The organism is Nocardia sp. NPDC003345 (assembly GCF_053589395.1).
Genome location: NZ_JBSFRU010000469.1, coordinates 1 through 3,564 on the forward strand (window position 1 = coordinate 1; position 3,564 = coordinate 3,564).

Annotated in this window: 2 protein-coding genes; both read left to right on the forward strand. The window is 72.1% G+C overall.

Translation table 11 applies throughout. From position 1 onward, the window contains the following. Nucleotides 1-122 precede the first annotated feature (122 nt). Nucleotides 123-2,867, forward strand: coding sequence for a DNA polymerase III subunit gamma and tau (locus ACWDU1_RS30740; protein ID WP_450003844.1), 2,745 nt, complete (start codon nucleotides 123-125; stop codon nucleotides 2,865-2,867). Nucleotides 2,868-3,181: 314 nt separating this feature from the next. After that, nucleotides 3,182-3,564 (forward strand): thiolase family protein (locus tag ACWDU1_RS30745; RefSeq protein WP_450003846.1); only part of this gene is annotated, 383 nt, incomplete at its 3' end.

Below are 3,564 nucleotides of genomic sequence, written 5' to 3' on the forward strand. Positions count from 1 at the left end.
CAAGCCGTAAAACGCCATCTTGGGTGGTGTGACTGTTTTTCAGTCGTGTGCTCTTCCTAACACAAAAGGCCCGCAACCCCGCGGCGCCGGAGGCGCCGCCAAAGATTCGGTAGCCTCTGGCCGTGGCTCTGTACCGGAAGTACCGACCGGCAACGTTCGCTGATGTGGTGGGCCAGGAGCATGTCACCGACCCCCTGTGTACGGCGCTCGATACCGGCCGGATCAGTCATGCCTATCTGTTCTCGGGGCCGCGGGGGTGCGGTAAGACATCGTCGGCGCGGATCCTGGCGCGGTCGCTGAACTGTGCGCAGGGCCCTACGTCGACGCCGTGCGGCACCTGTGCGTCCTGCGTTTCGCTGGCGCCGGGGGGTGGCGGGAATCTCGATGTGATCGAGCTGGACGCCGCCAGCCACGGCGGCGTGGACGATACCCGCGAGTTGCGGGACCGGGCCTTCTACGCGCCTGCCGAGTCCCGCTACCGGGTGTTCATCGTGGACGAGGCGCATATGGTGACCACCGCGGGGTTCAACGCGCTGCTGAAGATCGTCGAGGAGCCGCCGGCGCATCTGATCTTCGTGTTCGCCACCACCGAACCGGAGAAGGTGCTGCCCACCATCCGCTCGCGAACCCACCACTACCCGTTCCGGTTGCTGCCCCCGGCCACCATGCGCGGCCTGCTGGGCGATATCTGCGAGCAGGAGCGGGTGCCGGTGGAGGAGTCGGTGTATCCGCTGGTGATCCGGGCCGGTGGCGGTTCCCCGCGAGACAGCTTGAGTGTTCTGGACCAGTTGCTCGCGGGCGCCGGGAACGAGGGCGTCACCTATTCGCGTGCCGTCGCACTGCTGGGGGTGACCGATGTGGCGCTGATCGACGACGCTGTCGACGCGCTGGCCGACAATGACGGCGCCGCTCTGTTCGGCACGGTGGACCGGGTGATGGAGGCCGGGCACGATCCGCGCCGGTTCGCGGTGGATCTGCTGGAACGGCTGCGCGATCTGATCCTGGTGCAGGCCGTACCGGATGCGTTCGAACGCGGTCTGGTCGCCGCTCCGGGCGATCTGGTGGACCGGATGCGGGCTCAGGCCGGCCGGATCGGCCCGGCGACGCTCACCCGCTGCGCCGAATTGCTGCATGCCGGGCTGGGGGAGATGCGGGGTGCGACCGCGCCGCGTCTGCTGCTCGAGGTGGTGTGTTCGCGTATGGTGCTGCCCGCCGCGGATGAATCAGCGGGGGCGACCCTGCAGCGGTTGGAGCAGTTGGAGCGGCGAGTGGCCGCAGGTGGCGTGGCGGTTCCGGGTGCCGGTGGGGCGCCCGAGCCGGCGCCCGCCGCCCCCGCGCCCGCGCGTCCTCCGGCCGATCCGTCGCGGCGCCGGGGCGCCGAGGCGCTGGCGGCCGTCCGGGAGGCCCGGACGGGGCGGACCCCGGAGCGGGGCCCGGGGGAGCCGGTGGCGGATGCCGCGCCCGACACGCGAGCGGGTGCCCCGGCGGATACTTCCCCCGGCCGGAATGAGCCGAGCACCGGCGGGTCCGCCGTGTCGGGCCCGATACCGCATGGTGGATCCGAGGACGCAACGGGTGAATCCGATCCCACCCACGCCGGTGGGCCGATGTCCGCCGCCGCACCTACGGCCGGGTCGACCGAGGTTCTGGGCGATCGGGGTCCGGATGGCGGGCCCGGGGCCGCCGCAGAGTCCGGGCCGGGGTTCGAATCGGCAGCCGAGCCCGGGCCCGCCACGGCGGCCGGATCCGAGCCCGCCGCGGGCCCGCGTACTGCCGCGGCCTTCGAGCGAGAGACCGCCGGAGCGCCCGGAGTCGATGCGGCACCGGGACCGGTGTCCGCCGGTGCTCCGGGACCGGAGCCTGCCGACCGATCGGATCCCGGTACCGCCGCGTCGTCGGGGCCCGAGTCCGGCGCGTCGTCGGATCCTCGGCCTGCCGCGGCACCGGGACCCGAGCGTGCCGGTGCTCCGGGACCCGAGCCCGAGGTGACACCGGGACCCCGGCCCGATCCGGCACCCGAACCCGAGCCCGCGGCGGCGCCCGGCGGCCCGGACCTGCTGGCGGCCGTGGAGGCGGCCTGGCCCGAGATCAAGGTGAAGGTCCGGGAGTTCGGGCCGACCATCGGGGCCATGCTCACCTCGGGGGCGTCGGTGGCGGGTGTGGAGGACGGTGAGATCCTGTTCGCCCACCATGCCGCGCTGGTGCAGCGGTTGTCGCAACCGCAGCCGCTGTCGGCGGTGCGCTCGGCGGTCGCGGCGGTGCTCGGGCGGGAATACGCGGTGCGCTGGGTGGTCGCGGGTCAGCAGGCCTCCCGTGGGCCCGGTGGCCGGGAGCGCGGCGGTCGCCGGTCGGCGCGCGATGGTGATTCCGGCGACTCCGACAGCGGCGGTCGCCGAGCCCCCGTACGCCGCTCCACCGCCGGCGGCACCGCGGACGCCGCGCCGTCCGCGCCGGGTTCCGGCGACGGCGGAACTTCCGGGGCCGAGTCCCCGGCCTCCGGATCCGCCGCGGGCGCGGGTACCCCCGGTGCCGGCCGTGGTGAGGATCCCGGTCGTGCGCCGGCCCGTCGCGGCGGCGGTGGACCCCCGCGCTTTTCCCGGCCCAGCCAGGCGAAATCGGGATCGTCGGCGGCCGTGGACCCCTACGGCGACGTTCCCCCGCCCGACTTCCCGGACCTGCCCGACGACCCCGATGGCGGGGAGTACGGGTACAGCTCCGCGGCCGTGCCCGCCTCCACTCCGGAGGAGGAACAGGAGATGCTCGCGGAGTCGGCGCGGCCGGTCGCTCCGGGCGATCGGCGCGACCCGGATGAGGTCGCTCTGGAATTGCTGGCCAGTGAGCTGGGTGCCACCCGGCTGAATGGTTGACAAGCACCGGTTCGACCACGTTAAGTTAACCGGAGTTCGCATCCGGCGGTACTATGGGCGGGTGGCTGCGGACTTCGGCGCGACGAGGTTCTATGGTGGGCCGTGACGTACGGTCCGCCGGGTACTCGTCCGCTGGTCCGTGTCGTGGTTTGTACAGCGTATGCCCGCGCGGGTGACCCGCCCGCCGCACTGACCAACAGAATGCTGGCCCAACTGAATAAGGACGGTCGGTCGAACGGCCGGTCGGCGAGGTAACTCGCGTCTGCCCCGCCAGGTGCACAGCAGGCGTATTCCTAGGAAGGAAACACTCCGATATGACCACAGAGGCCTACATCTACGAGGCCATCCGCACCCCGCGCGGCCGCAACAAGAAGGGGTCGCTGCACTCGGTCAAGCCGATCGATCTGACCACCGGGCTGGTGCAGGAGCTGCGCAAGCGGTTCCCGAACCTGGACGAGGACCGGATCTCCGATCTCATCCTCGGTGTGGTTTCCCCGGTCGGCGACCAGGGCTCCGATATCGCCCGTACCACCGTGCTGACCGCCGGCCTGCCCGAAACCGTCGGCGGTGTGCAGATCAACCGCTTCTGCGCCTCCGGCCTCGAGGCCGTGAACATGGCCGCGCAGAAGGTCCGCTCCGGTTTCGAGGACCTGGTCCTGGCCGGCGGTGTCGAGTCCATGTCCCGCGTGCCCATGGG